Source organism: Stenotrophomonas indicatrix, assembly GCF_050573115.1.
In the GTDB taxonomy this organism is placed as follows: Bacteria; Pseudomonadota; Gammaproteobacteria; order Xanthomonadales; family Xanthomonadaceae; genus Stenotrophomonas; species Stenotrophomonas lactitubi_A.
Window position 1 is genome coordinate 19,053 of record NZ_JBNYZT010000008.1, and the last position, 26,424, is coordinate 45,476.

At 64.0% G+C, this 26,424-nt stretch carries 22 protein-coding genes; 15 read left to right on the forward strand and 7 right to left on the reverse strand.

The window, feature by feature from the left end; translation table 11 throughout:
- Positions 1–188: 188 nt before the first annotated feature.
- The 7 genes from ACQ5SA_RS17395 (at position 189) to uvrD (ending at position 9,828) form a co-directional block, all read left to right on the forward strand.
- Positions 189–3,011, forward strand: coding sequence for a KAP family P-loop NTPase fold protein (locus tag ACQ5SA_RS17395; protein ID WP_499315241.1), 2,823 nt, complete (start codon positions 189–191; stop codon positions 3,009–3,011).
- A gap of 223 nt (positions 3,012–3,234) precedes the next feature.
- Positions 3,235–3,744 (forward strand): DNA polymerase III subunit epsilon, encoded by a 510-nt coding sequence (locus tag ACQ5SA_RS17400; protein ID WP_499315243.1) that lies wholly within the window; start codon positions 3,235–3,237, stop codon positions 3,742–3,744.
- Positions 3,745–4,142: 398 nt separating this feature from the next.
- Positions 4,143–4,379, forward strand: a complete 237-nt coding sequence (gene rpmB, locus ACQ5SA_RS17405; protein WP_005411638.1) for a 50S ribosomal protein L28 — start codon at positions 4,143–4,145, stop codon at positions 4,377–4,379.
- Positions 4,380–4,389: 10 nt separating this feature from the next.
- Entirely contained in the window at positions 4,390–4,557 is a 168-nt protein-coding gene (gene rpmG, locus ACQ5SA_RS17410) for a 50S ribosomal protein L33 (RefSeq protein WP_170272460.1), read from the forward strand.
- Positions 4,558–4,761: 204 nt separating this feature from the next.
- Entirely contained in the window at positions 4,762–6,180 is a 1,419-nt protein-coding gene (gene cls, locus ACQ5SA_RS17415) for a cardiolipin synthase (protein ID WP_499315245.1), read from the forward strand.
- 24 nt (positions 6,181–6,204) lie between these two features.
- A complete protein-coding gene (locus ACQ5SA_RS17420) occupies positions 6,205–7,626 on the forward strand; it encodes an FAD/NAD(P)-binding protein (RefSeq protein WP_499315247.1) in 1,422 nt (473 codons plus the stop codon).
- A 9-nt stretch (positions 7,627–7,635) separates the two neighbouring features.
- The gene (gene uvrD, locus ACQ5SA_RS17425) at positions 7,636–9,828 is read left to right on the forward strand and encodes a DNA helicase II (RefSeq protein WP_108267661.1); all 2,193 of its coding nucleotides are present in this window, start codon (positions 7,636–7,638) and stop codon (positions 9,826–9,828) included.
- Between the two features lie 99 nt (positions 9,829–9,927).
- On the opposite strand, the gene ACQ5SA_RS17430 is transcribed toward uvrD, so the two are convergent.
- Complete coding sequence (locus ACQ5SA_RS17430) at positions 9,928–10,665, reverse strand: hypothetical protein (protein WP_499315249.1); 738 nt, start codon at positions 10,663–10,665, stop codon at positions 9,928–9,930.
- Positions 10,666–10,772: 107 nt separating this feature from the next.
- Here ACQ5SA_RS17430 and ACQ5SA_RS17435 point away from each other — a divergent pair, with 107 nt between their 5' ends.
- Positions 10,773–11,099 (forward strand): low molecular weight protein tyrosine phosphatase family protein, encoded by a 327-nt coding sequence (locus ACQ5SA_RS17435; RefSeq protein WP_499315251.1) that lies wholly within the window; start codon positions 10,773–10,775, stop codon positions 11,097–11,099.
- 90 nt (positions 11,100–11,189) lie between these two features.
- Here ACQ5SA_RS17435 and ACQ5SA_RS17440 read toward each other — a convergent pair whose 3' ends face one another.
- Positions 11,190–11,816, reverse strand: coding sequence for a YajG family lipoprotein (locus tag ACQ5SA_RS17440; protein WP_353098818.1), 627 nt, complete (start codon positions 11,814–11,816; stop codon positions 11,190–11,192).
- A 140-nt stretch (positions 11,817–11,956) separates the two neighbouring features.
- On the opposite strand from ACQ5SA_RS17440, the gene ACQ5SA_RS17445 reads away from it, so the two are divergent.
- The gene (locus ACQ5SA_RS17445) at positions 11,957–12,511 is read left to right on the forward strand and encodes a hypothetical protein (RefSeq protein ID WP_499315253.1); all 555 of its coding nucleotides are present in this window, start codon (positions 11,957–11,959) and stop codon (positions 12,509–12,511) included.
- A gap of 42 nt (positions 12,512–12,553) precedes the next feature.
- Here the strand turns inward: ACQ5SA_RS17445 and ACQ5SA_RS17450 are convergent, their stop codons facing one another.
- Together ACQ5SA_RS17450 and rtcR are read right to left on the reverse strand one after the other, a co-directional pair.
- Positions 12,554–12,712, reverse strand: a complete 159-nt coding sequence (locus tag ACQ5SA_RS17450) for a hypothetical protein (RefSeq protein WP_442244219.1) — start codon at positions 12,710–12,712, stop codon at positions 12,554–12,556.
- A gap of 78 nt (positions 12,713–12,790) precedes the next feature.
- Complete coding sequence (gene rtcR / locus ACQ5SA_RS17455) at positions 12,791–14,383, reverse strand: RNA repair transcriptional activator RtcR (RefSeq protein WP_499315255.1); 1,593 nt, start codon at positions 14,381–14,383, stop codon at positions 12,791–12,793.
- A gap of 187 nt (positions 14,384–14,570) precedes the next feature.
- Here rtcR and ACQ5SA_RS17460 point away from each other — a divergent pair, with 187 nt between their 5' ends.
- The 4 genes from ACQ5SA_RS17460 to ACQ5SA_RS17475 all read left to right on the forward strand — a co-directional run bounded on the left by ACQ5SA_RS17460 (position 14,571) and on the right by ACQ5SA_RS17475 (position 19,639).
- Positions 14,571–16,118, forward strand: a complete 1,548-nt coding sequence (locus tag ACQ5SA_RS17460; protein ID WP_499315257.1) for a VWA domain-containing protein — start codon at positions 14,571–14,573, stop codon at positions 16,116–16,118.
- Positions 16,119–16,647: 529 nt separating this feature from the next.
- Complete coding sequence (locus ACQ5SA_RS17465; protein ID WP_499315259.1) at positions 16,648–17,874, forward strand: RtcB family protein; 1,227 nt, start codon at positions 16,648–16,650, stop codon at positions 17,872–17,874.
- A gap of 82 nt (positions 17,875–17,956) precedes the next feature.
- Positions 17,957–18,973, forward strand: a complete 1,017-nt coding sequence (gene rtcA, locus ACQ5SA_RS17470; RefSeq protein WP_499315261.1) for an RNA 3'-terminal phosphate cyclase — start codon at positions 17,957–17,959, stop codon at positions 18,971–18,973.
- 219 nt (positions 18,974–19,192) lie between these two features.
- Positions 19,193–19,639, forward strand: coding sequence for a universal stress protein (locus tag ACQ5SA_RS17475; RefSeq protein WP_025878044.1), 447 nt, complete (start codon positions 19,193–19,195; stop codon positions 19,637–19,639).
- Between the two features lie 204 nt (positions 19,640–19,843).
- Here the strand turns inward: ACQ5SA_RS17475 and ACQ5SA_RS17480 are convergent, their stop codons facing one another.
- Entirely contained in the window at positions 19,844–20,128 is a 285-nt protein-coding gene (locus ACQ5SA_RS17480) for a DUF2782 domain-containing protein (RefSeq protein ID WP_025878043.1), read from the reverse strand.
- Between the two features lie 97 nt (positions 20,129–20,225).
- Here ACQ5SA_RS17480 and polA point away from each other — a divergent pair, with 97 nt between their 5' ends.
- Both polA and ACQ5SA_RS17490 read left to right on the forward strand, forming a co-directional pair.
- Complete coding sequence (gene polA / locus ACQ5SA_RS17485) at positions 20,226–23,000, forward strand: DNA polymerase I (RefSeq protein WP_499315262.1); 2,775 nt, start codon at positions 20,226–20,228, stop codon at positions 22,998–23,000.
- 315 nt (positions 23,001–23,315) lie between these two features.
- Entirely contained in the window at positions 23,316–23,798 is a 483-nt protein-coding gene (locus tag ACQ5SA_RS17490; RefSeq protein WP_499315264.1) for a DUF421 domain-containing protein, read from the forward strand.
- A 55-nt stretch (positions 23,799–23,853) separates the two neighbouring features.
- On the opposite strand, the gene ACQ5SA_RS17495 is transcribed toward ACQ5SA_RS17490, so the two are convergent.
- The gene (locus ACQ5SA_RS17495) at positions 23,854–25,374 is read right to left on the reverse strand and encodes a hypothetical protein (RefSeq protein WP_499315266.1); all 1,521 of its coding nucleotides are present in this window, start codon (positions 25,372–25,374) and stop codon (positions 23,854–23,856) included.
- Positions 25,375–25,499: 125 nt separating this feature from the next.
- Positions 25,500–26,396, reverse strand: a complete 897-nt coding sequence (hemF, locus tag ACQ5SA_RS17500) for an oxygen-dependent coproporphyrinogen oxidase (protein ID WP_499315268.1) — start codon at positions 26,394–26,396, stop codon at positions 25,500–25,502.
- Between the last annotated feature and the right edge of the window lie 28 nt (positions 26,397–26,424).

The window sequence follows — 26,424 nt, forward strand, 5'->3', positions numbered from 1 at the left end:
GATAGGATGTCCTCCCTGCGAATTCCACCCATTTGAATTTTCTCAAAATGTACACGGCGGGATCCCTGAAGTGGTCGACCTCCGGCAGTCATCAATAGATAAATTGCCAAGTTTCAGGGGAGTTGCCATAGTTAGAGGTTTCAACATTCCGATGAGCGTCAATGACAGATACTAGATCCACCGTAAGAATGGCGGAAGTTGAGTTGATGCTCATATCTGCCGTCTACGGATTCTTGCTGGCAACCACACTTCTCATTGCGCATCATGTGGGAGGGGCGCTGTACGACGGTTTGTATAGAGAGAGGCCTGATCTCGTAATAATGCTGTTCTTCGGCACTCTCATCGTGGTGCTGACCTATCTCTATGAGCGAGTCGCTCCGAAGGAGATTCGCAGGCTTCTCAATGGAAGGCGCACAAGGGTCGATCTTGTTCTCTATGCTGCGTCTGGAGCCTATCTGGCTCTATGCCTAGCGGTGAATTTTGATCTTGAGTCCCGCATTCAAGGAATTTACTTGAATTGGGCGCTTGGAATCTATCTGGCACTAACTGTTGCTTTGGCTTCTGCGACTTTAAGAAGTACTAAATTGGTGGGCTCGATTCATACGGAGAGATTGTCTTTCGTTCCCGATGACGAGATAAGTGATGTGGATCATGACTGTCTTCAGGCGGCTTCCCATGCCAGAAAATTTGCGGGCGTTGTGGAACTAGAAAGCAGGAGGGGGTCCATCGTCTTTGGTGTGGATGGGCCTTGGGGGGTTGGGAAAAGCAGCTTTGTAAATTTCGCCAAGAAGGAGTGGGATAGAAACGGCGCGGTAATCGCTCTTCGTTTTGAGCCGCTAAGATATCTTGGGGAGAAAGATCTAATAACGGGGCTGATTCAAGAGCTGTCTGGCCGAATTGGAGAGGATCATTTTTCTCCAGAGTTGCGGCCGCTAGCATCAAAGTATTCAAGAATGATCAAGGCTGCGCCGGGGCTGTCTTTGCCTGGAGTTAATTTGTCCTTCAACGGTGAATACAGCACGATCGACGAAATAATATTCGATGTAAATGAGGTGCTTCGTCAGAACAATAGGCGGTCTATAATCATAATAGACGACCTCGATCGGCTTGAAATTGATGCGGTAAATCGAATTCTATTCATGGTCAGACGATCTGGTGCTGCCTCGAATATAAGCTTCGTCCTTGTGTACGATATGGAAAAAATTGTCTCGAGGGCGCGGGATGACTCGTACCGGGAGTACTTGGAAAAGTTCGTGAATGCGAAAATCACGCTTTTCGCTGATCTGAAAGATTTGGCAGAATACCTTAGGGGAAAGTGGCTGCGCGGCATCCCCAGCGAGCAATTGTCTTCATCGTCCAAGGTCCTTGGCCTGCAGTCTATTCTGAATGATCTTGCTGATCTTCTGGAGGGGGAGCATGGGGGTCGATATGTTGAAACGGTCGGAAATATCAGAAAGATCAAGCGCCTCATAAATTCAATGCTGCTCATGGGGATGGAGGAGGTTGAGCTAGGGCAGACGGATTTTAACCGGCAAGATTTGCTGAACCTTGTTATATTGCAATCGAGCTTTCCTGGCGTATTTCGAGATATATATGCGCAAGAAGGCGAAGGGCGCACAGGAATTTTCTCGTTGCAGCCGCGGGCTGATGGGATCCATGACAACCATCAAGATTTCGAAGCCTATACTTCCGCGCTCCTGACAGGTCCGCAGTACCTTGTTAGAAGGCTATTCTGTGCCCGGGAAGTTGGTGTTAGTGGCAAGAAGATGCTCAAAAAGCAACTGGACTCTCTTGCTTGTATCAACTCTCGGGATAGAAGGAATTTAGCGAAGTACCTAGAGTTGATTGTCAGGTTCGTTGCGCCCGATCCTCTCTACACAACGGCTGCCTATGAAGCCATTTTCGACAAAATGCTGAACGGAGGAGATTTCACCAGTACATTAGGCGGGTCAGTTTTTGACGGCAATCATTCGGCGCAAGCTCGGTTGATTTCAATGTTTGCGGCCGCGGCTGGACGCTTCGAGGTCGGGCACAAGCGGCAGGTCGCACTTCATTTAATGCAGACTCTTCCATTCTTAGATTGCGTGGAGCGAGCGGGGCCATCTGAGCGTTCCGGCGCACTAAGATCATTGGCTCACATTGTTAACTCAATGAGTCCGGGTCTTGATCCTAAGGTCAAGGAATTCGATATCCGCGCAAACGAGCTGATGTCGTTTGTTGTGGGGAGCGGTACTGGGGATTCTGTCATTGAAAGGCTCTCGATGGAAGAGCGTGGTGTGCAAGGTATTAGTGATCTTCTCGAGTTCCGGGCACAATGTTGCGCAGATACGGTAGGGCCATTTAGAAACATATACGTTGCTCTTTTTGCCAAATTTAGGTCGCTCTACGTTGAATGGGGTGGAGATCTCTCGTCGAAGGACAATCAGATGGTCATCGATGGGGTCAGATACATGTCCCAGTTTGTGTTTGGGCTTTTCAAGAGCCGTTACATCGATGGTCGCACGAGCGTGTTCATCGAGTCATGGAGAGAGCGATACTCGGCCGAGTTTGATAAGGCGAAGACTGTTCCTTCTCGAAATGTTGGTTACTTGTTGAGCCAGCTTTCAAGTGTCGAAGCGCCGATCGGCAACGGAGTTGGATGTGGGTATTACGACGAGAGTGGCGACGATGATTGTGCGGGAATCGGAAGCGTCATGAACAAGTACGTATTTGAAGTTTGCTTCAATTGTGCCTCTTACGAAAATGTTCTTGCATTCGCTGATTATTGCTTGTCAAGTTTTTCAAAGTCATATGGAGGCAGTAAAAATTTCGCTCCAACAAGCAAGTCCTTGGAGCGGGCGTTAGACGGTGAAATGTTCAAGATTTTTTGGATTTCTAATCGCGAAATTATATTGAGCATGTCGCTTGAGGATGTGGATCGGGTTGTGGTTTCGGCCAACTACTCTGCAAGCTACGCAAACGATCTGCGCGACGTATGGAATGTATTGGACAGCGCCTATCTCGATCGCTAGCAGAGGTTCTTCACGTTGTTCTGGGTGATGACTGGGGGATTCGGTGGCCCTTTTCATCCGGCGGTGCAAAGCGCGCTAGGTGTGCCGGCAAGTGCGGGAAGGTTTCCATATTGAGCGATGAACATAGAAGAGCTAAGGAGGCGTGTACCAAGGGCGCTTTCCGGCAGCGCTGTAGCAAGCATGCGAAAATCTCCCCAGTACGCAACAGGAAACCTCGTCTCGCATGAGCCGCATCGTCGCACTGGATACCGAAACCACCGGCATCTCCCACCGCCTGGGGCATCGGGTGATCGAAATCGGTGCCGTCGAACTGATCGATGGCCAGCTCACCTGGCGCCAGTTCCACACCTACCTGCAACCGCAGCGCAGGGTCGATTGGGGCGCACAGCGCGTGCATGGCATCAGCGATGCGATGCTGGTGGGCAAGCCGCTGTTTTCCAGCAAGGCTGCCGAACTGCTGGACTTCCTGCGCGGCAGCGAGATGGTCGCGCACAACGCAACGTTCGATGTGGGCTTCCTCGACAATGAGCTGCGCCTGGCCGGTATTCCCGCCACACTGGCCCAGCACTGCCGCATCACCTGCAGCCTGAAGCTGGCGCGCGGGCGCTGGCCGGGGCAGGGCAACAAACTGGACGATGTGCTGCAGCGCCTGCGCATTCCTGGTACGCGTGGCCTGCATGGCGCGTTGAAGGACGCCCATCTGCTGGCCCAGGTCATTCCGCACCTGCGCTGAGCCGGCACTGTCGTTTCTGTCGAGCCGAGCCCACGCTCGGCTGCTGTGTCCCGGAATGCCTGAGCCGAGCGTGGGCTATGCCGGTCGTCCTGACCGTCACCCTATGGGCCGTCGCAAGCGACGTTGGCAGCGGCTCCTGCCGCTACCTTCGGCTCTACAGGGGGGGAGCGGCCGTCGTGTTCAGCCCCAGCCTGTGGGTAACTTGCGCAAGTGCTTGAACACGTGCATAATGCGCGGCTCGCTGTGTCCGGTTTTCTATCGGGCGGCGCCCCCGGGAGCACGTCCCCGGCCGCCCAACGCCAGCGTAACCCTTTGATTCTCTTGACGTGTGGTGGGCAACCATCGAGGCCGCCGTCTCCCGGGCTACGGGTTGACACAACTTACTATCGAGGTGCGCCATGTCCCGCGTATGCCAGGTTTCCGGCAAGCGAGTGCAGACGGGTAACAACGTCTCGCACGCCAACAACAAGACCCGTCGTCGTTTCCTGCCGAATCTGCACGAGCGCCGCTTCTGGGTTGCCAGCGAGAACCGCTGGGTGAAGCTTCGTGTTTCCGCGCATGCACTGCGCACCATCGACAAGAACGGTATCGATTCCGTTCTGGCTGAGCTGCGTGCGCGCGGCGAAAAGGTCTGAGGAGTAGACGATCATGGCAGGCAAGCGCGATAAGGTCCGTATGATTTCGACCGCTGGTACCGGTCACTTCTACACGACCGACAAGAACAAGAAGAACACCCCGGGGAAGATGGAATTCTCCAAGTACGATCCGGTCGTGCGCAAGCACGTCCCGTACAAGGAAGGCAAGATCAAGTAATCCGCAAGGATTGCTGATTGCCTCCGAAGAAACCCGCCCTCGTGGCGGGTTTTTTTGTGGACCCCGCCCCCGGTAGGTGTCGACCTTGGTCGACACGTTCCGACCCCGGTGGGTGCCGACCGTTGGTCGGCACGCTTGGCGCGGCTCGACTCTACCCACCCCGCTGGGCAGAATGGCCCATCACCCTCCCGACGGGCGCGCCTGATGCTGTTCGAGTGGTTGCTGGGTTCGTATCTGCTGCTGATCGACTGGCTGATCCGGCTGGTGGCGCTGTGCTGGATCCCCACCCGCACCACGCCGGGCGCGGCGCGCAGCTGGCTGCTGCTGGTCGGCTTCGTGCCGCTGCTGGGCCTGCCGCTCTACCTGCTGTTCGGGCATCCGTGGCTGTCGCGCGAGCGCATCCGCCGTCAGGCCGAGGCCTCGCAGGTGATCCGCGAGGAACAGGCGCTGCAGCGCCGCCTGCGCTGGACGCCGAAGGCCGACTCGGCCAGTGCCGAAGTGGTGCCGCTGGTACAGCGCCAGGGCGATTTCATGCCGGTGCATGGCAACGCGGTCGACCTGCTGACCGACTACGACGAATCACTGCACAACCTGATCGCCGACATCGACCAGGCCCAGGACCGGGTGCACCTGTTGTACTACCTGATGTTCGATGACACGGTGGGCGAGGCCATCGTCGAAGCCCTGCAGCGTGCCGCAGCGCGCGGCGTGCAGTGCCGCGTGCTGCTGGATGCGGTGGGCGCCAAGCGCGGCCTGCGTGCGTACAGCAAGCGGCTGCGGTCGCGTGACGTCGAAGTGCGCGCGATGCTGCCAGGCGGCCTGCGCTGGCGCCGCAGCGGACGCATGGACCTGCGCAACCATCGCAAGATCGCGGTGATCGACAACGAAGTGGGCTATGTCGGTTCGCAGAACCTGGCGCGGCCTGAATTCGTTGCTGGCCACCCCAACCGCGAGCTGGTGGCGCGCGTGCGCGGGCCGGCGGTAGCGCACCTTGAAGCGGTGTTCGCCAGCGACTGGTACATCGAAACCGGGCAGCGCCTGGACGTCATCGCCGACGTGCCGGTGTGCAGCGAGGACATCGCCACCCAGCTGCTGCCCAGCGGCCCGGCCTACCCCTACAGCAACGCGCGAGATGCGGTGGCCGCGCTGATCCATCTTGCCCGACGGCGGCTGGTGATGGTGACGCCGTACTTCGTGCCCGACGAAGCAACGCTGAGTGCACTGCGCATCGCCGCACTGTCCGGCGTGCAGGTGCAGTTGATCCTGTCGGCGAGCAACAACCAGCGGCTGACCTCGTGGGCGCAGGAGGCCTACTACGATGAACTGCTGCGCTGCGGGGTGCAGATCGCGCTGTACGAGCCGCAGTTCCTGCATGCCAAGCACATGAGTGTGGACGAGGACATCGCGGTGCTCGGGTCGATCAACATGGATATCCGCTCGTTCGCGCTGAATGCCGAAATCGGCCTGATCTGCTACGACCGTCAACTGGTCACGCAGCTGATCGCCATCGAGGACGACTATCTGCGCCAGTCGCGCCTGCTGGACCTGGAGCAGTGGCGCAAGCGCCCCGCGTGGCTGCGCAGCCGCGAGGGCATCGCGCGCCTGGCCGATGCGCTGATGTAGGCCGGCGCCAGCCGGGCAGGGTCGATGCCCTACAATCGGCGCATGACTGATTCACCGCGTAATGGCGAACTGGACCTGGCGATCATCGGTGGTGGTGCCGCCGGGGTGCTGGTGGCGATCCAGGTGTTGCGCCAGGCCCGGGCGCCGCTGGCGCTGGCCATCTTCGAGCCGGCCTCGCAGCTGGCACAGGGCATCGCCTATGCCACGCCGTGGCCGGAGCATCTGCTGAACGTGCCGGCGGCGAAGATGAGTGCCTTCCCCGACCAGCCCGGCGACTTCCTTGATTACCTGATGGCCGCCAACGCCTACCCGGGCGAGGCGCGTGAGGTGCTGGGCGAACGTTACGTGTGTCGCCATTACTTCGCCGCTTATCTGCAGCAGCGCCTGCGCGAGGCCGAAGCGGCCAGCGTGGCGCGGTTGCAGGTCTTCGCCCAACCGGTGCTGGCGATGCAGCCGGATGATCACGGTTACCAGCTGCAGCTGGGCGATGGCCAAACGCTGCATGCAGCGCAGGCGGTGATCGCTACAGGCAACAGCATGCGGCCACTGCCGGTGGACGGCGCCGACGCGCTGCCCGCCGATGACGTGGTCGAAGCCTGGGACTACGACGGTGTACGCACGCTGGCCGGTGGCCATGCACTGGCCATCGTCGGCTCCGGATTGAGCATGGCGGACACCGTGTTGGCGCTGGTGGCTGCGGGTCACAGCGGGCCGCTGCACGTCATCTCGCGCCATGGCCTGCTGCCGTTGTCGCATGCACACGGTGGCCTGCCGATGTTCGACCCACAGGATCTGCTGCCGATGACCCTGCGCCAGCGTCTGCGCGCACTGCGCCGGCACGCACGGCAGGCACAGGCCGACGGCATCCCGTGGCAGGGCGTGATGGATCGCATCCGCCCGCACGGCCAGGCACTGTGGCTTAGTCTGGGCGAGGCCGACCAGCGTCGCTTCCTGCGCCACGCAGTGCGCTACTGGGACGTACACCGCCACCGCATCGCTGAACCGGTGGCCGAGCAGTTGCAGGCGCTGCAGGCCAGCGGCCAGCTGCGCGTTCACCGCGCCCGCCTGCAACGCGTGTGGCGCGACGGTGATGCCCTGCGGCTGTCGGGCCGCGAGGCGGGCGGCGGCAACGTGCAGTGGACGATCGGCGCGGTGGTCAATGCCACGGGCGTGGAAACCCGCGCCTCGGCGCTGCGCAACCCCTTGCTGCAGCAGCTGCAGGCCGATGGCCTGGCCCGCCCCGGCCGGCATGGGCTGGGCCTGGACAGCAGTGTGCCGGGCGACCGGCTGTGCGCAGCCGGTGGCCAGCCACAGGCGCGCGTGGGGGTACTCGGCAGCCTGCGCATCGGCAACCTGTGGGAAAGCCTGGCGGTGCCTGAACTGCGTCAGCAGGCGCAGGCACTGGCTGCGCAGGTGGTCGCAGGAGCTGCGACGTCGATGCCGTAAAATGGAGGCATGGATGTCTCCCACTTGCTTGATGGCCTGAACCCGGCCCAGCGCGAAGCCGTCTCCGCTCCCCTCGGTCACCACTTGGTGCTGGCCGGTGCCGGGTCGGGCAAGACGCGCGTACTCACCCACCGCATTGCCTGGCTGCATGAAGTCGAAGGCGTGCCGACCCACGGCATTTTCGCGGTGACCTTCACCAACAAGGCGGCCGGCGAGATGCGCCATCGCATCGACGCACAGCTGCCGCATGGCAGCCGCGGCATGTGGATCGGCACCTTCCACGGCCTGGCCAACCGCCTGCTGCGCCTGCACTGGCAGGACGCCAAGCTGCCCGAAAGCTTCCAGGTGATGGATTCGGACGACCAGCTGCGCCTGGTCAAGCGCGTGGTGCAGGCACTGGAGTTGGATGACGGCAAGTACCCGCCCAAGCAGATTGCCTGGTGGATCAACGCGCAGAAGGATGAGGGCCGCCGCCCGCAGCACATCCAGCCCGAGCCGAACGACGCGTGGCTGGAAACCATGCGCCAAGCCTATGCCGAGTACCAGGCGCGCTGTGACCGCGCCGGCCTGGTCGATTTCGCCGAGCTGCTGTTGCGCGCGCACGAACTGCTGCGCGACAACCCACCATTGCTGTCGCATTACCGTGCGCGTTTCCGCGAGATCCTGGTGGACGAATTCCAGGATACCAACGCCATCCAGTACGCCTTCGTGCGTGTACTGGCAGGGCATGAGGGCCACGTGTTCGTGGTCGGTGACGATGACCAGGCCATCTATGGCTGGCGCGGCGCCAAGGTCGAGAACGTGCAGGGCTTCCTGCGCGATTTCCCGGGCGCGCAAACCATCCGCCTGGAACAGAACTACCGCTCCACCGCCAACATCCTCAACGCCGCCAACGCGGTGATCGCGCACAACCCGGACCGCATCGGCAAGCAGCTGTGGACCGACAGCGGTGACGGCGATCCGATCGACCTGTATGCGGCGTACAACGAGATGGACGAGGCGCGCTACATCGTCGAGCGCGCGCGGCAGTGGGTGCGCGACGGTGGCAGCTATACCGAAGTGGCCGTGCTCTACCGCAGCAACGCGCAGTCGCGCGCGCTGGAAGAAGCACTGCTGAGCGAACAGGTTCCGTACCGCGTGTATGGCGGCATGCGCTTCTTCGAGCGCGCCGAAGTGAAGGATGCATTGGCGTACCTGCGCCTGCTGTCCAACCGCAACGACGACGCTGCATTCGAGCGCGCGGTGAACACGCCCACGCGTGGCATCGGTGACCGCACGCTGGACGAAGTGCGCCGCGAAGCACGCACCCAGGGCATCTCGCTGTGGGAAGCCACCATGCTGGTGACGCAGGGCAGTGCACTGGCAGCGCGTGCCCGCAATGCGCTGGCCGGCTTCCTGGTGCTGGTCAATGAACTGCAGGCGCAGACCCTGCAGATGACCCTTGCCGAGCGCGTGGACCATGTCCTGGTGCGCTCCCAGTTGCGCGAGCACTGGAGCAAGGAAAGCCGCAACGCGCTGGATTCGGAATCGCGCACCGACAACCTCGACGAACTGGTCTCCGTGGCCTCGCGCTTCGTGCGCCGTGCCGACGACATCGAGGAAGTGGGCGAGGACATGGATGAGCTGGTCGCGTTCCTGGCCTATGCCGCGCTGGAAGCTGGTGAAGGCCAGGCGCAGGCGGGCGAGGAGGGCGTGCAGCTGATGACGCTGCACTCGGCCAAGGGCCTGGAATTCCCGCTGGTGTTCCTGGCCGGCGTGGAAGAAGGCCTGTTCCCCAGCGCACGGTCGCTGGAGGAAAGCGGGCGGCTGGAGGAAGAGCGTCGGCTGGCCTACGTCGGCATCACCCGCGCGCGGCAGAAGCTGGTGCTGAGCTACGCCGAATCGCGGCGCATTCACGGTCAGGACAACTACAGCCTGCCGTCGCGCTTCCTGCGCGAGATTCCGCGCGAGCTGCTGCACGAAGTACGGCCGAAGGTGCAGGTCTCGCGACCGGCCTCGATGGGCGCAAGCCGGGTGATGGGTCACGCCGCCATCGAAGCGCCGCCGATCAAGCTGGGCGCGCTGGTCAATCATCCCAAGTTCGGCGAAGGCATGGTGACTGACTACGAAGGCAACGGCGCCCACGCACGTGTGCAGATCGAGTTCGCCGACGCCGGCAGCAAGTGGCTGGTGATGGCCTACGCCAACCTGACGGTGATCTGATCACCGTCGGGGTCGGATCCCTCCCGAAGGGAGGGCTCTGACCCCAACGCGGGAAAACTCAGCTGAGCATAGGCCCGGCCTTACAACAGCAGCCGGCCGTCAGTCGGTGGTGAACGTCTCCACTGCCGCCACCAGCCGAGCACGGTCCATCACCTCTTCGTCCTGCCGGTTGCGGATCAGCACGTAGTTGCCTTCCTCCGGCGACAGCACCTCGATCACCTCGCCCCGGTAGTTGGTGATCTCGATGAAGCCGTCGCCAACGCCGCTCAGATTCTCGATTTCCGCCAGAAGTACACGCAACGGCACGAGGGCGCCGGACTCGTCCGTGCCGCCGCCGGTGCGGGGGTTGTCGAAGTACACGCTGATCCTGGGTTGCACGGTTCTGTCCCACTCGTAGACCGGAACGACATGCGTCGTGGCCAGCCGGAACTCCTCTGCTGATTCCTCGCCGCTGAACTCACATCGGAAGATCGGCAGGCACAGGAACAGGTTCGCACGACCCTCGATCTGGTTGAGGAACCCGTGATACGTGCTGGGCACCGCCATTGCGTGGGTGAACCCATAGCCGTTGGCCGGAATCTCGAAGATCGTTGGTCTGTCGTGGGGCATCCCGGCTGGCGCCTGCAGTGCCACGCTGGAGGCGAATTCCGGGTCGTTGATGTTCTTTGAGACAACCGCGAGATCCTGGCCGTCTGCGATCCGCAGGCAGCAATGAAGATCGAATGTCGCCACGGGGTACATGGCGAAGCAGCAGCCGTGGACCTCGGTTACCTCTCCGAACTCCTGCAACAGGTCATCTTTGGTAATCATGAGCGTGTCCAGGGTGCGATAGCCCATGATCGCTGATGAAGCCTGTGGCGGTCATGCAACGTCTCTGAAGGTACTGCGCAGGGTCAGCGCCCTGCTCCGTTGGAAAAGGGGCCCGACCCCGATACGCTGCGTCCATGACCCGCAACGTGCTCTTCCTCTGCAGCCAGAACCGCCTGCGCAGCCCGACGGCCGAGCAGGTGTTCGCCGATTGGCCGGGCATCGAGACCGCCTCGGCCGGGTTGCTCGCCGACGCCGAGGAGATCCTCAGCCCCGAGCTGCTGCAGTGGGCCGACCTGGTGTTCGTGATGGAGCGGGCCCACCGAAACCGGCTGTCCAGCCGCTACAAACCGTGGCTGAAGGGCAAGCGTGTGATCTGCTTGGATATCCCGGACGACTACGAGTACATGGACCCGGTGCTGGTGGAACTGCTGAAACGGAAAGTGTCGCCGTTCCTGCGCTGACCGCCAGCTCTGTAGAGCCGAGCCATGCTCGGCTGCTTCTGGCGGGAAAAGCAGCCGAGCATGGCTCGGCTCTACTAGAAGGGCAGAGCGTCAGTCCTGCGCCTTTGAACCGGCCGCCGCATCCTGTTCGGACATGGATTGCTGCAGGCTGCTGGTGAAGCTCTTTACCGCGCGTTCCAGTGCGATCTCCCAGTTCTCCCGCGAGGCTACCTGGAAGATGTTTGCGCCGTGGCCGGTAGCCGTGAAGGTGCGTGTCTGCCCATCCTTGCGCGCCGTCACCTGTACCGCGATGTCTGCAAGCATCTGCTGGGTGTACGTCGCTGCGCGCCAAACATTCACCGGAGAACTTACCGACAGATCGGTCAGCGTAGCCTCCAGGCGCGTGCACGATGCATCACAATTGTCGGCAGTCCGGTAGCCCATGTTGCGCAGGGCCTGGATCATGATCTCGCGGGCCTTGTCCGAGGCCGTGGACGTTTCCAGTTCCACCAGGACACCATTGCCGGCACGGATGACGCCGCCGATGTTCTTCGCGCGCGCTGCCGATTGCACCTGCGGGAAGTACTGGGGGCGGTTGTCGCGCACCGGCGCCACCACCACCACCGGACCCTGTTCCGGATTCACCCGGATATCGGGCACATTCACGCGCACCACTTCGGTGCGGATGCCGCAGCCGGTGAGGAGCAGCAGCACCGAAAAAGCAATGATCGACTTCATGTATTCCCCCTGTTGGAATGGTGTCCTTGCGCCGCGCATTATCGCTCGGCTGACAGACAGGGGGAGTGGCTTTGGTCAGGCAGAAGCAGTTGGGCAAGCTCGGTTCTACAATAGCGGCCACATCTCCCAGGAACGCCCTCATGACCGAGCCCACGCTGCATGTCACCGTGAAATTGAACGCCAAGCTGCAGCCCGAGCATCGCCATGAGCTGTTCGAGGATCCACTCGATGCGCTGCTGCAGGCGGCCGAGCTGGGTGGCATCACCGGTGGCGGTACCGCGATGTCCGACGAAGGCGAAGTCGAATACGGCGATATCGAAGTGGCACTGGTTGATGTCGCGGGCGTGCCGAAGCTGGTTGACCTGCTGGAGCAGCTGGGTGCACCGAAGGGTTCGCAGGTACAGGGCGCAGGCGAGGCCGATCGCAGCTTCGGCGTGACCGAGGGCCTGGGCATCTACCTCGATGGCCTGACCCTGCCGGACGAGGTGTACGAGCAGTGCGATTCGAACCATGTGTTCGAGCAGCTGTCCGAGCGCATCGATGGCCTGGGCGAGATCTGCAGCTGGTGGCAGGGGCCGAGCGAGACCGCGCTGTACATGTACGGCCAGTCATTCGAGGCGATGCGTGATGCAATCGCTGAATTCGTCGGCAGTTATCCGCTGTGCCAGAACGCACGCGTGGTGCAGATCGCCTGAAGCTGCGGCTGCCGGCCAGTGGCCGGCACTACCGGAGCGCGGTCAGCGTGCCAGCGGGGCGGCCGTGGCCTGCTGTGCGTTGTCTGCCTTGGCCAGTGATTTGCCGAACTGGTAGCCACCCACGAGCAGAACGAAGGCAGCGACGCAGGCCAGCACGATGATCAGGCCGGTTTTGGAGGTCGAGCGGGGACGGTCCTGCATGGGAAATCTCCGTTCAGGTGGGTGGTTGCAGCCGGAGCATGCGCCGTGGCCGGTGCACGCGCAAGCTGTGCCGTCGCGTTACCGGGCCGGACCCCGCACCTGCTCCCAGTCCAGCCCGAACTTGGCCAGATACTTGCGCAGGCGGTCGGCGTCGTTGGTGCTGGCGCGCTGCGTGCGCGAGATTGCGAACAGCTCGCGACCCGCAGCGGACAGCGATTTCGAGCGCGCACAGACCCGCACCACTTCTTCCAGCTGTACGCGATCGAAGCGGTCCAGCGTGTCCACGGCATCGCCCAACAGTGCATCCAGCGGTGACGGCGCATCGCCGCCGCGCCACTGTGCCCGCAGGCGCGCAATCTCGTCCTCCACGCCCTCGATCTGGATGCGCCCGGCACTCGCCAACGTGGCCAGGCGCATGATCGACGCGCCCAGGTCGCGGAAGTTGCCGCGCCACGCCGCTTCCGGGCTCGTGGCAAACGCGAGATAGCGCGTGCGTGCCTCAACGTTGAAGCGAACCCGCGCATGCTGGTCCTGCGACCAGCGTTCCAGCTCGAACTCGATGTTCGGTTCGATGTCTTCCATGCGCTGGGCCAGACCGGGCAGGTGGTAGGTCCACAGGTTGAGGCGCGCCAGCAGGTCTTCGCGGAAGCGACCTTCCAGCACCGACTGCTGCAGGTCGCGGTTGGTGCCGGCGATCAGCTGGAAGTCGCTCTCCACTTCGCGGTCGCTGCCCACCGGCAGGAAGCGCTTCTCTTCCAGTGCCCGCAGCAGCATCGCTTGTTCGTCCTGGCCGAGTTCGCCGATCTCGTCCAGGAACAGCAGACCCTGGTGGGCTGAGCGCAGCAGGCCGGCGCGGTCGCTGGAAGCACCGGTATAGGCGCCCTTGGTATGGCCGAACAAGGTGCTCATCGCACCATCGCCGCGCAGCGTGGCGCAGTTCACCTCGACGAAGCGGCCCGGCAGCTGATGCTTGAGCTTCTTCAACTCGAACACACGCTTGGCCAGCTGGCTCTTGCCGGCGCCGGTCGGTCCCATCAGCAGCATCGGCGCGCGCGAGCGCGTGGCCACCGTTTCGATCTGCTCGATCATGCGGTTGAAGGCGGCGTTGCGGGTGGCGATGCCGCCCTTCAGCAGGTCGCGGTCCTGCAGCTGCTGCTGGGCGAAACGCTGCGCGATGTGGTCGTAACGCGATAGATCGAGGTCGATGACCGCGTACGTGCCGGCGGCGCCGTCCTGCTTGCGCGGCGGCGAGGTCTGCAGCAGTCGCCCGGGAAAGTGCCGGCTCTCGGTCAGCAGAAACCAGCAGATCTGCGCCACATGCGTGCCGGTGGTGATGTGGACGTAGTAGTCCTCCTCCTCCGGCTGGAACGGATAGCTGGCGAGGAAGTCATGCAGGGTGGCGTAGACCCCTTCGAATTCCCACGGATCTGCCAGGTAGGTGTCGTGGCGCTGCACGCTGATGCCCGGCGCAGCCTGTACCAGATCCTCGCAGACCACGCGCGCCAGCTTGCTGTAGCGGCGCTCATCCAGCAGCAGCTCGATGCGGTCGGGCAGGAAATCCTCATGCATGCCCAGCGACACCGTCGGGCGCCACTTCTGCCAGCGGCCCGGCCCTTCGCCCGCGTCGAGCTGGGTGCCGAGCATGCCGAAGACCACCTGTCGACGCGCCATATCCATTCCTATAAAAGATGCGCCGAAAATATATATCTTTTTACAACGATCCGCTGATCAAGACAGCTCGATTCACAAGAAATGTCATGAAAATCAATCACATGGATTCTCATGGAAAAAGTTGGCACGGCCATTGCTTTATATCCAGCAAGACACGACGCGGGCTGTTCCCGCCGAGGACATCAACATGGCCAACCTTTCGCTCTTCTCCTGGATGCGCACCCCGCAGCCGCCGCAGGCAGACACCGTCAATGAAGCCGGTGGCCTGGCCTACCGCCGCGACTCGCGTGCAGCGCTGGCGCTGTATGCGGCCACCGGGTGCCTGAACAACACTTTCTACAGCGACGCCGAGGCGCAGCTGCAGCAGGTGCTGGCGCTGACCGCGCAGGTCGAGCCGCGCTTCATCGCCCGCACCGCGCTGTACGCCCGCCAGGTTGCGCACATGAAGGACATGCCGGCACTGCTGCTGGCGGTGCTGAGCCTGCGCGATCCGGAGGCGTTCGCCCTGGTGTTCCCGCGGGTGATCGACAACGGCCGCCAGCTGCGCACGTTCGTACAGATCATGCGTAGCGGCCAGGTGGGGCGCCGTTCGCTGGGCTCGCTGCCCAAGCGCAGGGTGCGTGAGTGGATCCAGCAGGCGTCGGCGGAAACGCTGGTGCGTGCGGCAATCGGCCAGCAGCCGTCGCTGGCCGACCTGATCCGCATGGTGCACCCGAAGCCGGCCAACGCCGAGCGCAAGGCGCTGTATGCATGGATCATCGGTCGTCCGTACGACGAGGTGCAGCTGCCGGCAGTGGTGCAGGCGTACGAGGCGTTCAAGCGTGACCCGCGCGGACTGCCGCCGGACCTGCCGTTCCAGTACTACAGCACGCTGCCGCTGGATGCGGCGCAGTGGTCGGCACTGGCCCGCAACGCATCGTGGCAGTCGATGCGGATGAACCTCAACACGTTCGCCCGCAATGGCGTGTTCGATGATCCGGCGATGGTGCAGGTGATCGCGGATCGCCTGCGTGATCCGCAGCAGGTGCGTCGTGCCCGTGTGTTGCCCTACCAGCTGCTGATGGCGTTCCACGCGGGCGCTGGCTTGCCGCCGCCGATCCTGGAAGCGCTGCAGGATGCGATGGAGATCGCGACGGCATCGGCGCCGGCATTGCCGGGGCGGGTGGTGGTGGCGGTGGACGTATCCGGTTCCATGCAGTCGCCGGTAACCGGCTACCGCAAGGGCGCCAGTACCGCGGCACGCTGTGTGGACGTGGCGGCGCTGGTTGCAGCCTGCGTACTGCGCGGGCAGCCGCAGGCCAAGGTATTGCCGTTCGACACCGAGGTGCGCCACGTGCGGCTGAACCCGCGCGACAGCGTGATGACGTTGGCCCGCCAGCTGGCGATCAACGGTGGCGGTACGTCGGTCAGCGCGCCGCTGCACTACCTCAACCTGCGGCGCGAGCCGGTGGACCTGGTGGTGATGGTGTCGGACAACGAGAGTTGGCGTGACACCCGCAGCGGCGGCCAGACGGCCACGATGCTGCAGTGGGATGCACTGAAGCGTCGTTGCCCGCAGGCGCGGCTGGTGTGCATCGACCTGCAGCCGGTGTCCAGCAGCCAGACCGTGCAGCGCGGTGACGTGCTGCACATCGGAGGCTTCAGCGATGCGGTGTTCGACCTGATCGCGCAGTACGCCGCTGCGGCCGAAGACGGCAGCAGCTGGGTCGAGCGCATCCAGGACATGGCGTTGTAAGGCGGCAAGGATGTCGCCACGGACCGCCCGGCTGGCAATGGGGCCAGCCGGGCAGGGCCAGGAATTCGTTTCTGCGGTGAATGCTGGTGGAACTACATTGGTTGTCCCTTCGGGGTCGGGTTCGAGTCCCGCGTTTCCTGCCTGTCGTGAGGAAGCAGACGTTCCACTTCCCTTGTCACCGCACCTTTTCAAACGGCACCGGCAACGGCGCCGATGCTTCACCGCCGGCAGTGCGAATGCCGGAGGAACTACAGCCTCTTAAGCTCCAGGTCGCGGGTTCGACTCCCGCCTGCCGCGGCAACGCGGCGGTAGCTCAGTGGTAGAGCAGGATGTTCCTCCAGATTCTTGTCGTGCTGCCGGCACCTTCGCTTTCGTTGCGCGGGGAATGCAGGTGGAACTACATCGGAAGCCCTTCGGGGTCGGGTTCAAGTCCCGGCCGTCCCCCACGGCAACGTGGGCGACGGAATGTTCCACCACCCTTGTCACCGCACCTTCTTTGTTTTTGCTTTGGATGAAAGGAAACATCACCATGACCACCCTCAATTACGACGTGATCCAGCAGCCGGGTGCTGCACCGATCAAGCTGTGGACCCGCGGCGTGCCGCTGGAAGACCAGGCGCGTGAGCAGCTGCAGAACATCGCCAAGCTGCCCTTCATCCACAAGTGGATTTCGGTGATGCCCGACGTGCACCTGGGCAAGGGCGCGACCGTGGGCTCGGTGGTACCGACCATCGGCGCGATCATTCCTGCAGCGGTGGGCGTGGATATCGGCTGCGGCATGATCGCGGTGCGCACCACGCTGGTTGCCAGCGACCTGCCGGACAACCTGTCGGCCGTGCGCAGCGCGATCGAGCGGGCGGTGCCGCATGGCCGCAGCGTGAACCGCGGTGGCCGCGACAAGGGCAGCTGGGACACGCCGCCCGAGCTGGCGGTGGAAGGCTGGGCGCAGCTGGTGGATGACTTCGCATTGATCTGCGAGCGTCATCCGCGCCTGAAGAACACCAACAACCTCAAGCACCTGGGAACGCTGGGTACCGGCAACCACTTCGTCGAGGTCTGCCTGGACCAGGAGCAGCGCGTGTGGTTCATGCTGCACTCCGGTTCGCGTGGCGTGGGCAATGCCATCGGCACCTACTTCATCGAGCTGGCCAAGCAGGAAATGCGCCGCTGGATGATCAACCTGCCCGACCAGGACCTGGCCTACCTGCCCGAGGGCAGCCAGCACTACGGCGACTACGTGTTCGCAGTGGACTGGGCGCAGCGTTTCGCACGCATGAACCGCGAAGTGATGATGCGCAACGTGGTGGCTGCAGTGCGCACGGTGATCAGCAAGCCGTTCGAGGCCGAGGCCGAGGCGGTGAACTGCCACCACAACTACGTGAACCGCGAGACCCACTTCGGCAAGGAGGTGATGTTGACCCGCAAGGGCGCGGTGAGTGCGCGCAAGGGTGAGCTGGGCATCATTCCGGGCAGCATGGGTGCCAAGAGCTTCATCGTGCGAGGCCTCGGCAACGAGGACAGCTTCCACAGCTGCAGCCACGGTGCCGGCCGCGTGATGAGTCGTACCCAGGCGCGCAAGCTGATCACCGTGGATGACCACGCCAAGGCCACCGCGCACGTGGAATGCCGCAAGGATGCGGAGGTGGTGGACGAATCGCCGGCGGCCTACAAGTCGATAGAGGCGGTCATGGAGGCCCAGCGCGATCTGGTCGAGATCGTGCACACGCTGCGCCAGGTGGTGTGCGTGAAGGGATGAGGCAACCCGTGCGCGGCGTACACTGCGCCGCGCACGGCAGCAGGGCCCGGCATCGAAACAACGGGCATGGAGGAACAGACAGATGGACATGATTGAACTGGATGGCGGGCATGGTGGCGGACAGCTGCTGCGCTCGGCACTGACATTGAGCCTGTGCACCGGTACAGGCTTCACGCTGCACAACATCCGCGCGATCCGGCGCAAGCCGGGATTGATGCGCCAGCACTTGACCGCGGTCAACGCCGCGGCGCGGGTCGGCAACGCGTGTGTGCATGGTGCAGAACTGGGCGCTACCTCGCTGCGCTTCGAGCCGGGCGCGGTGAGCGCTGGCGACTATCATTTCGCGACCGGCAGCAGCGGCTCGACAACGCTGGTGCTGCAGACCGTGCTGCCGGCACTGTGGCGGGCGCAGGGGTCGTCGCAGCTGCGCCTGGAAGGCGGTACCCACAACCCGCTGGCGCCCAGTGCGGACTTCATCGCCGACAGCTATCTGCCGGCGCTGCAACGGATGGGCGTGCAAGCGTCGATGCAGCTGCTGCAGCACGGCTTCCATCCAGCGGGTGGTGGCGTGATGGAGGTGCAGGTGCAGCCGTGCATGGCGCTGCTGCCGATGTCGCTGGAGGAGCGTGCGCCGTTGCAGGCGATCGAGGCACAGGTGCTGATGTCCGGTCTGTCCAGCGGCATCGGCCTGCGCGAACTGCAGGTACTGGCCGAGACGCTGGGTGTGGACCCGCATCCGCGCCATGTGCAGTCGATACGGCCGGCGCTGGGACCAGGCAACGTTGCCCTGGTGCGCGTGCGTCATGGCGACCACGTGGAGGTGTTCAGCGGGCATGGCGAGCGCAGTGTCTCGGCCGAGCAGGTCGGCGCGCGCCTGGCCGGGCAGGTGAAGCAGTACCTGGATGGGGCGGGTGCCGTTGGCGAGTACCTGTCCGACCAGTTGCTGCTGCCGATGGCGCTGGCGGGCGGCGGTGCGTTCACCACCCACGTGCTGAGCGATCACCTGGTCAGCAATGCGCGGTTGATCGAAAAGTTCCTGCCGGTGGAATTCGACTGGCAACCGCAGGAGGGTGGCTGGCGGGTGACGGTGCAGGCCTGAGTGCCCGCCGGGCATGGCCCGGCGCTACCGGAGCATCGCAGCCGCGTGTCGATCCTGGGCACGTTGCGCCGGGCGATGCCCGGCCGCGCATCGGCCGATCATGCCGCGCTGCGCAGGCATCGCTGCGCGCTGCCGGATTGATCCTGCGCAAGGCACGATCTCCACATCGGGTATGTAATGGTGTCGTTCCCACTGGGTAGATCACCGCGGAGCCCCACCATGTACAAGCGCATCCTGATCGCCACCGACGGGTCCGAACTGGCCGACAAGGGCCTGGCCAAGGGCCTGGAGCTGGCCAAGGACCTCAACGCCGAGGTCGACATCGTCACCGTCTCCGAGCCATGGGCTGTCGGCATGTACGACGCCATGGGCTGGAGCGTGGGTTACATGAACAGCCCGGAGTACAAGGCCGACCGCGAGGAAGGTGCGCAGAAGGTGCTGCAGCCTGCCCTGGCCAAGGCGGCCGAGCAGGGCATCACCGCCAACCCGGTGCATGTGCTGGACCGCTATGCGGCCGACGGCATCATCGAGACGGCAGGCCAGCGCAACAGCGACCTGATCGTGATGACCTCACACGGCCGCCGCGGCGTGACCCGCGTGCTGCTGGGCAGCCAGACCGCCGAAGTGCTGGCGCGCAGCACGCTGCCGGTGCTGGTCATCCGCTGATACAGAGCGTTCCCGGGGAGGGGACCCGACGCCGGCCGCAGGATGCGCGCCGGCGTTGTTTTTTCCGGCGCCCAGTAGATCCACGCCATGCGTGGATAGGGCCGCCGCAATACCCAGTAGATCCACGCCATGCGTGGATGGGCCTTGCCGATCGCGATGGGGTCAGAGCCCTTTCCTGAGGAAAGGGATCCGACCCCGGCCACATCACCAGCTGTAGAGCTTCCAGTACACCGGCGACACACCGTCCTTGTCGTTGTCGAAGCGGCCATCGCCGTTCTTGTCGTACATGTAGAACGGCGCGCCGCGTGCCGGCGTCACCTTGACCATGCGCAACTGGCCGGACACCCGGTACTCCTCGATGGTGTCACCGTTGTCCATCGTGCGCTTGGAGACATCCGCGCCCTTGACGTCCACCGGGGGAGCGCCCGCGCCGCCCATGCTGGCGCAGCCAGCAAGCAGGAGCAGGGAAGCCAGCATCAGGGTCTTCATCGGCGGGGCCTTTGCCTGGAAAGAGCCTTGATTATGCCCCAACGCCGCGTCGCTGCCGTGTCGCCGCGATGCAGGAACAGGCGCGTAGAATCGACACATGAGCAGATTAGTCCTGATCGACGGGTCCAGTTACCTGTACCGCGCGTTCCACGCGCTGCCGCCCCTGTCCAATGCACAGGGTGAGCCCACCGGCGCGCTTTTCGGTGTGGTCAACATGCTGCGCTCGACGCTTAAGGAACGCCCGGCCTACGTCGCGTTCGTCGTCGATGCGCCCGGCAAGACCTTCCGCGACGACCTGTACGACCAGTACAAGGCCAACCGCCCGCCGATGCCCGATGAACTGCGCAGCCAGGTCGAGCCGATGTGCCGCATCGTTGAAGCGCTGGGCATCAGCATCCTGCGCATCGACGGCGTGGAGGCTGACGATGTAATCGGCACCCTGGCTCTGCAGGGCGTGGCACAGGACCTGAAGGTCACCATCTCGACCGGCGACAAGGACTTCGCCCAGCTGGTGCGCCCGGGCATCGAACTGGTCAACACCATGACCGGCAGCCGCATGGATTCGGACGCGGCGGTGATGGACAAGTTCGGTGTGCGTGCCGACCAGATCGTCGACCTGCTGGCGCTGATGGGTGACACCGTGGACAACGTGCCCGGGGTGGAGAAGTGCGGGCCGAAAACGGCGGCCAAGTGGCTGGCCGAATACCAGCATCTGGACGGGGTGATCGCGGCCGCGCCGACCATGAAGGGCAAGATCGGCGAGAACCTGCGCGCCGCGCTGGAGCGCTTGCCGCTGAACAAGGAGCTGGTGACCATCCGCACCGACGTCGCGCTGGACGCCAGCCCGACCACGCTGGCGCTGCGTGATCCGGACGTGCCCACGCTGGGCGAGCTGTACCTGCGTTACGGCTTCACCCAGGCATTGAAGGAACTGGGTGGGCCGGTACCAGCGCCTGCGGTGGCCAACGACGCGACGCCGAGCCTGCGCGGCACCGCGGCCGGCTTTGCCCGTGGCGGCGCCGAAGCACCTCCGGCGGGCGAGCTCGATCCGGCACTGTCGGCGCCCGGCGAGTACGAGACCGTTCTGACCACAGAGCAGCTGCAGGCCTGGGTGGCACGCGTGCAGCAGGCCGATCTGATCAGCTTCGATACCGAGACCGACGCGCTGGACGCGATGCGTGCGCGACTGGTGGGCATCAGCCTGGCGGTGGAGCCGGGCAAGGCCGCTTACATCCCGGTCGGCCATGACTATCCGGGTGCGCCGGCACAGCTGCCACTGGCACAGGTGCTCGATGCGCTGCGGCCGATGCTGCAGGACCCGGCGAAGAAGAAACTGGGCCAGCATGGCAAGTACGACTTGCATGTGCTGCGCCGCCATGGCGTGGACGTGCAGGGCTACCACGACGACACCATGCTCGAGAGCTTCGTGCTCAATTCCACCGCCACCCGTCACGACATGGATTCGCTGGCCCTGCGTTACCTGGGCTACAACACCATCAAGTTCGAGGAGGTGGCCGGCAAGGGCGCAAAGCAGATTTCGTTCTCGCAGGTGGGCATCGACGAGGCCAGCCGCTACGCCGCCGAAGACGCCGACATCACCCTGCGGCTGCACCACGCGCTGCAGCCGCAGCTGCTGGCCGAACCGACCCTGGACAGCGTGTACCGCAGCATCGAGATGCCGCTGGTGCCGGTGCTGACAAGCATCGAAGCCAACGGCGTGCGGATCGACACCGACGAACTGCGCCGGCAGAGCCAGGACCTGTCCTCGCGCATGCTGTCCGCGCAGCAGAAGGCCACCGAACTGGCCGGGCGCAGCTTCAACCTGGATTCGCCCAAGCAGCTGCAGGCGGTGCTGTTCGATGAGCTGAAGCTGCCGGCGGTGGTGAAGACCCCCAAGGGCCAGCCCAGCACCAACGAAGAGGCGCTGGAGGCGATTGCCGAGCAGCACGAGCTGCCGCGGGTGATCCTTGAATACCGTGGCCTGGCCAAGCTGCGCAGCACCTATACCGACAAGCTGCCGGAAATGGTCAACCCAGACACTGGCCGGGTGCACACCAGCTACCACCAGTCCGGTGCCGCCACCGGTCGCCTGTCCTCGTCCGATCCGAATCTGCAGAACATCCCGATCCGCACCGAGGATGGCCGCCGCATCCGCCGCGCGTTCATCGCCCCGGAAGGCTTCCAGCTGCTGGCGGCCGACTATTCGCAGATCGAGCTGCGGATCATGGCCCACCTGTCCGGAGACCCGGGCCTGGTGCGCGCCTTCGAGCAGGGCGCCGATGTGCATCGCGCCACCGCCGCGGAGGTGTTCGGCCGCACCCTGGAAGAAGTGACCAGCAACGAGCGTCGCGCGGCGAAGGCGATCAACTTCGGCCTGATGTACGGCATGAGCGCGTTCGGGCTGGCCCGCAACCTCGGTATCGACCGTGGCCAGGCGCAGGACTACGTGGCGCTGTACTTCAGCCGCTATCCGGGCGTGCGCGACTTCATGGAGCGCATGCGCGAGCAGGCCCGGGAGCAGGGCTACGTGGAGACGCTGTTCGGTCGCCGCCTGTACCTGAACGACATTCATGCACGTAACCAGGGCCTGCGTGCCGGTGCTGAACGTGCGGCCATCAATGCACCGATGCAGGGCACGGCCGCTGACATCATCAAGCGCGCCATGGTCGCGGTGGATCAGTGGCTGCGTGACAGTGGTGCTCCGGCGCGGATGATCCTGCAGGTGCACGATGAACTGGTATTTGAAGCCGAGACCGGATTCATTGAAGAGCTGCGCAGCAACGTCGTGCAGCACATGTCGCAAGCGGCACAATTGCGTGTGCCGTTGGTGGTCGATACCGGTACTGGCAGCAACTGGGATGAGGCGCACTGAGTCGCATTCAGGCCGAAAATGCCGTGAATTCGTTCATTTGCGTGATATTTCTGACTCGAACATGAATGTTTCCCTGAGGGGTGCTTATTAAATTGGGCCCCTTCACGAACCGTTAGTGTTCGGAGTGCTTCTATAACTCCCGACAGGCGCAACGCCTGTTGTGGATCTCTCCCATCCCCTGGAGCAGATCTCGGAACGGGGGCTCCTCCCCAAGCACCCGTTCCCCGGCCCCGTTGACCTCCCCCTGGTCAGCGGGGCTTTTTATTTGTGCGCTGCTGCGCCACGCTGGGCCATCGCTCAGCAGGGGAACCCGCAATGCCCGATCTGTTCGCCCTGGCGATGCCGTGGTGGGAATTCATCCTGCGCGCGGTGGTGGTCTACGCGGTCGTGCTCGGCATGGTGCGGCTCAGCGGCAAGCGCGCGCTGGGGCAGGTCACGCCGTTCGATGTGCTGCTGATCGTGCTGCTGGGCAACGCGGTGCAGAACGCGTTGCTGGGCACCGATACTTCGCTGGCCGGCGGCCTGCTGCTGGCCGCCACGCTGATCCTGCTGAACTACGGTGTGGGCTGGCTCACCGCCCGCAGCCGCCGCATGGAACGGCTGATCGAGGGCGAACCGGTGGTGATCGCGCGCAATGGCAAGCTCTTCGACAGTGTGCTGCGGCGCGAGCTGGTCAGCCGCGCCGATTTCGAGGTCGCCATGCGCCAGCAGAGCTGCATCGGCGTGGAAGAGGTGGAACTGGCACTGCTGGAAACCAACGGCCACATCACCATCATTCCCAAGCGCAAGGACGAGTGACGCGCGCCACAGCGTGGGCCGAAGGCAGTATTCCTCCGGCCCCCGGCAGTACGGTTTACTGTTCGGCCGCCTGCGCTTTCATGCCTGCCCAGTCACGCGTCGCCTCGATGTCGCAGGCCACATGGGTGCCCTTGCCGTCCTTGGCGCAGATCGCCGCCATCGTCTGCGGTACCTTGGGGTCGGCAGTATGTGCATAGCCTGCGGCGAGCCCCAGGCAGCCATCGCGCACGCCGGCGCTGCACAGCTTGATGAAATAGGGCTGGGCCTGCACCCACTTCTCGGCGTTGTGCAGTTCCTCCCCCGCGACCTTGCAGCCGAGCAGCTTGCCGTCGTTGCAGCATGACGCGGCACCGCCCTTGCGGGCCAGGATCGGGCAGTCCAGCGGCTGTGGAATCTCCACGAATGCCGGCGGCGGCTGGCAGCTCGTCGCGGACTTGTCCATGCGCTGGTAGTAGCCGTAGCGATTGTCCTTGTCCATCCCGGCCAGGGTTCCGTTGCTCAGTGGCTGCAGTACGAAATCGCTGCCGACGTCACGACTGATCAGGATCCTGCCGTCCTGCACGCGCGCGCGCAGGCGGGTGCCGACACCCTCCACTTCGACCAGGCCGGCATCCAGGAACCGCAGCGACGACAGCAGGCCCAGCTCGGCCTCGAAACGGCCGCACGGAAGCGCGGTAGCTGCGACCGGGGCCAGCGCCGACGGCGCCAGCGGGGTCAGCATCGCCAGGCCCTTGGCCGGGCCGCAGGCGTAGGTGCCCTCGCGCTGCGTGCAGGAGCGCTGCAGGGCCTGCTGCGCCTGCTGCAGGCGTCCGCCGTTCCACAGCGCCTCGGCCACGTTGCTGCAGAACGATTCGCCCTGCTGCTGCGCGCACAGCGCCGCCAGTTCATCCAGCTGCGGTGCCGGCAGCGGTGCGTCCAGGGTCCGCTCCAGGCCCATCACCGCCCTGCCCATCAGTTCGCCGGCCATGGCCTTCATGACGGCCATGCAGGCTTCCCCCTCTTCGGCAGATGCGTCGTCGCGGCAGTAGGGCGGCATCTCCGGTTCGGCCTGGGCAAGCTGCGGTTGCGCCTCCTTGGCCTGGCGCTGGTAGGTCTCCTGCAGTTGGGTGCAGGCCGCCTCCACGCCCTCGCCGCACCAAGCGTGCAGCTGCGTGGGTGCGGCCTCAGGCAGTGCCTCCAGGCAGTCGCTGGTGTCGGCCATGCAGCTGCCTTCGACCATCTCCGGTACCGGCTTGCAGGCGGCCGCTGCTTTCAGGTGGAACGTGTGGTATCCGCCGCTGACCGTGCGGTCGTTGTCGCTGAACTCCCAGTTTTCCAGGCGGCCGGTGGACAGGTTGCCGGTGCCCAGCAGGTTGTCCTGGCGTACCAGCCGCAGCCGTTCCGTGGCCTGGTAGGGGCCCGAGAGGAAGCCGTGGGCTTCGCTTTCGATGGTCAGGCTGGCGTTGCCATCGTCCTGCAGGTAGGTGCCGCAGGCCATCGACTGCGCGGCCACCGGCAGGCTGGGCACGGCCAGCGCCAGCAGCAGCATGGCGCGCCAGGTGATCATCCGGCGGCGTGGGGAAACAACAACGGGCATCACGGTCTTCCTTGATTCAAGACAAGAGGGGGGAATGAAGCGGGGCACGCCGCAGCGGCACGCATCGCCGCGCGGGCGGCGGTCCGCGCAGCGGCAACGCGTGCAGCGTCCGGTACCCGAAGCGCCTACAGCCAGTCGCGTGGCACCAGGTAATCGGCCAGGCGCGCTTCGGCGCTGCCGTCTTCCGGGGTAAAACCGTACTCCCAGCGCACGCGTGGGGGCAGGCTCATCAGGATGCTCTCGCTGCGGCCGCCGCTCTGCAGGCCGAACAGCGTGCCGCGGTCGTAGACCAGGTTGAACTCGACGTAGCGGCCGCGGCGGTACAGCTGGAACTCGCGTTCGCGCTCGCCGTACGGCATGTCCTTGCGCTGCTGCACGATCGGCAGATACGCATCGAGGAAACCATTGCCGACCGCGCGCAGGTAGGCGAAGTCACGCTCGAAATCGCCGTGAAGATCATCGAAGAACAGACCGCCCACGCCGCGTGTCTCGTTGCGATGGCGCAGGAAGAAATACTCATCGCACCAGCGCTTGTGCGCGGCGTAGCGCTCTTCACCGAACGGCGCGCACAGATCGCGTGCCACCCGATGCCAGTGCTGCACGTCCTCGTCGAACGGGTAGAACGGGGTCAGATCGAAACCGCCCCCGAACCAGCTGGCCACCACTTCGCCATCGCGCTGCGCCTGGAAGAAGCGCACGTTGGCGTGGGTGGTGGGCACGTAGGGATTGAGCGGGTGGAACACCAGCGACACGCCGGTGGCGCGCCATGAGGCGCCGGCCAGTTCCGGCCGATTGGCCGAGGCCGACGGCGGCAGGCGACTGCCCGCCACATCGGAAAAGCCGATGCCGGCCTGCTCGAACACCGTGCCATCGCGCAGCACGCGGGTGCGGCCACCGCCGCCCTCGGCGCGCTGCCACAGATCCTGCTGGAAGCGGGCCTGGCCGTCGGCGGCCTCGATCGCCGCACAGATGCGGTCCTGCAGGTCGGTGAGGTAGGCGCGCACGCGCTCGAATTCGTTCATGGCGCGTACTTTACCGCAGGGCCTGCCC